4 protein-coding genes are annotated in these 2,547 nt (G+C 35.8%); all 4 read left to right on the plus strand.

Annotated elements, in window-relative coordinates:
- The coding region (locus ACTTG8_RS10220) for a nucleotidyltransferase domain-containing protein (protein ID WP_442562001.1) at positions 1 to 638 on the plus strand (638 nt) is incomplete at its 5' end.
- The gene (locus tag ACTTG8_RS10225; protein ID WP_442562002.1) at positions 587 to 988 is read left to right on the plus strand and encodes a HEPN domain-containing protein; all 402 of its coding nucleotides are present in this window, start codon (positions 587 to 589) and stop codon (positions 986 to 988) included. The genes ACTTG8_RS10220 and ACTTG8_RS10225, both read left to right, overlap by 52 nt.
- Positions 989 to 1,075: 87 nt before the next feature.
- On the plus strand, positions 1,076 to 1,432 hold the full coding sequence (gene ylxM / locus ACTTG8_RS10230; protein WP_442562003.1) for a YlxM family DNA-binding protein: 357 nt from the start codon (positions 1,076 to 1,078) through the stop codon (positions 1,430 to 1,432).
- Between the two features lie 12 nt (positions 1,433 to 1,444).
- On the plus strand, positions 1,445 to 2,547 hold a 1,103-nt coding region (ffh, locus tag ACTTG8_RS10235), incomplete at its 3' end, for a signal recognition particle protein (protein WP_442562004.1).

Raw genomic sequence — 2,547 nt, forward strand, 5'->3', positions numbered from 1 at the left:
AACTTATTAACCAAGTAGTCTTGATTGACTACATCATTATTATACTAGAAGGTGAGTGTATGAGTAATTTTTATACTGTTTCACAATATTCAGCTATATTTGGAAAAGATTCGGGGAATATAAGACGAATGCTTATTAACGGAACTTTAGAGGGAGAAAAAGTAGGAAATCAGTGGCTTATTCCTAAAACTGCTAAACCCGGTGAGGATAGAAGATTAAAAAGTGGCAAATATCGTAACTGGAGAAATAAAGTTAGAATTAGTAGAAAGCATCCAAAAATATTAAAACAGCTATCTGAGATGTGTCAGGAAATTGGGGAAATTTATAATAATTCAATAGAGGAGATTGTACTATATGGCTCTTATGTAAGAGGTCAGGAAACTTCTGAATCAGATATAGATATAGCAATTATTTTAAGATTACCTCGGACAGATGAACAACATAAAAAAATGACAGATATAGTGGTCGATTATGAATTGGAGCTTGGAGTTACCTTATCTGTAATTTCGATTGACCAGGATAATTTTAATGAATGGAAGTCAACCCTACCATTTTATAAGAATATATTAAAGGAAGGAATTCCTCTATGGAAGAACGAGCAAGAGAACTATCAAAATACCGTTTTGAAACAAGCTTAGAAGCATTATCAGATGCTAAATTAATGTATGAAAATGAAAGATACAAGAATACTTTAAACAGAGCGTATTACGCTATATTTCATGCAATAAGAGCAGTAAATGCTTTGCGCGGCTTTGACAGTAGCAAACATAGTGGAGTGATAGCGTATTTTAATCAGAATTATGTTAAGGAAGGCATATTTTCAAAAGAACTTTCAAAAATTATAAGAATGGCTTCTGAAAATAGAGAAAAAGCAGATTATTTGGATTTCTTTATAGCATCAAAAGGTGAGGCAGAAAGGCAGATAGTACGTGCAGAAGAATTTATTAATGTTATTAAAACATACCTGGAAAAAGAAAATATTTTATAATTTTTTTGATGTCAAGAAAAAAACTTGACATCGTTTTTTTCATCTGTTATAATACCGTAGGATTAAGGAGATGGTGAGTTTATTATCATGGAAAAGAAAGCAGATATACTTGACGAGAGACTTAGAATCTCTGAATTATTTGATTATTATGGAATACTTCTAAAAGAAGGTCAGAGCAAACTGTTAGTGGCATATATACTTGAAGACTTATCTCTGTCAGAGATAGCAGAAACAGAGGGAATCTCCAGACAGGGTGTTCATGATAATCTTAAGAGGAGTATTAGACAGCTTGAGGAGTTTGACAATAAACTTGGACTAATTAAAAAGTCAGTAGAGATATCCGTAATAACAACTGCACTTAAAGAAACAGTGCTTGCTTGTAAGGATGATAAACTTAAAGAAAAGTTACTGACAAATCTGATAAGCCTTGAAAATATATTCTAAAAAGGAGGAGCTATGGCATTTGACAGTTTAACAGATAAGCTCACGAAGGTTTTTAAGAATCTGCGTGGTAAGGGCAAGCTAAATGAAAATGATGTCAAGGCTGCTCTTAAGGAAGTTAAGATTGCTCTGCTTGAAGCAGATGTAAACTTCAAGGTTGCTAAAAATTTCATTAAGACCGTTGAAGAAAGAGCTATTGGACAGGATGTTATGAACTCTTTAACACCGGGGCAGATGGTTATAAAGATAGTAAATGAAGAGATGACAGCTCTGCTTGGTGCAGAAAAGACTGAACTTGCCTTAAGACCTACGCAGGAGATTACGGTTATAATGATGTGCGGTCTTCAGGGTGCAGGTAAAACTACTACTACAGCAAAACTTGCATCTAAATTTAAGGGGACAAGAAAGCCTCTTTTAGTTGCTTGTGATGTATACAGACCGGCTGCTATCAAGCAGTTACAAGTAAATGGTGAAAAGGTAGGAGTGCCTGTATTTACAATGGGAGATGGTCACAAGCCTCAAAACATTGCAAAGGCAGCTATGGAACACGCCAGAAACAACGGTTATAATATGATATTCCTTGACACTGCAGGCCGACTTCAGATAGATGAAGATATGATGCAGGAGCTTGTAGATATAAAAGAAGCGGTAGAGGTTACACAGACACTCTTGGTTGTAGATGCGATGACCGGTCAGGAAGCAGTAAATGTAGCAACTACATTTGACAGTAAGATAGAGCTTGATGGAGTAGTTATTACAAAGCTGGACGGTGATACTAGAGGTGGTGCGGCACTTTCTATAAGGAGTGTAACAGGTAAACCGATTCTGTATGCCGGTATGGGAGAGAAACTTTCAGATCTTGAGCAGTTTTATCCTGATAGAATGGCAAATAGAATACTTGGAATGGGCGACATACTTACTCTTATAGATAAGGCTCAAAGTGCTTTAGATGCTGAAAAAGCTAAAGAACTTGAGCAGAAGTTTAAGAAAGCTGAGTTTGATTTTAACGATATGTTGGCCCAGTTTGAACAGATAAGTAAGCTTGGCAGTATAACGGACATCCTTGGTATGATGCCGGGTGGACTTGGTGGCAAGATTGATGAATCTATGGTTGATGA

The sequence above is a fragment of the Catonella sp. genome, assembly GCF_052173895.1.
Classification (GTDB): Bacteria; Bacillota; Clostridia; order Lachnospirales; family Lachnospiraceae; genus Catonella.

Bases quoted from the DNA above. Each gene is read 5' to 3' on its own strand.
- ACTTG8_RS10225 (WP_442562002.1), top strand. From the start codon at position 587: ATGGAAGAACGAGCAAGAGAACTATCAAAATACCGTTTTGAAACAAGC.
- ylxM (WP_442562003.1), top strand. From the start codon at position 1,076: ATGGAAAAGAAAGCAGATATACTTGACGAGAGACTTAGAATCTCTGAA.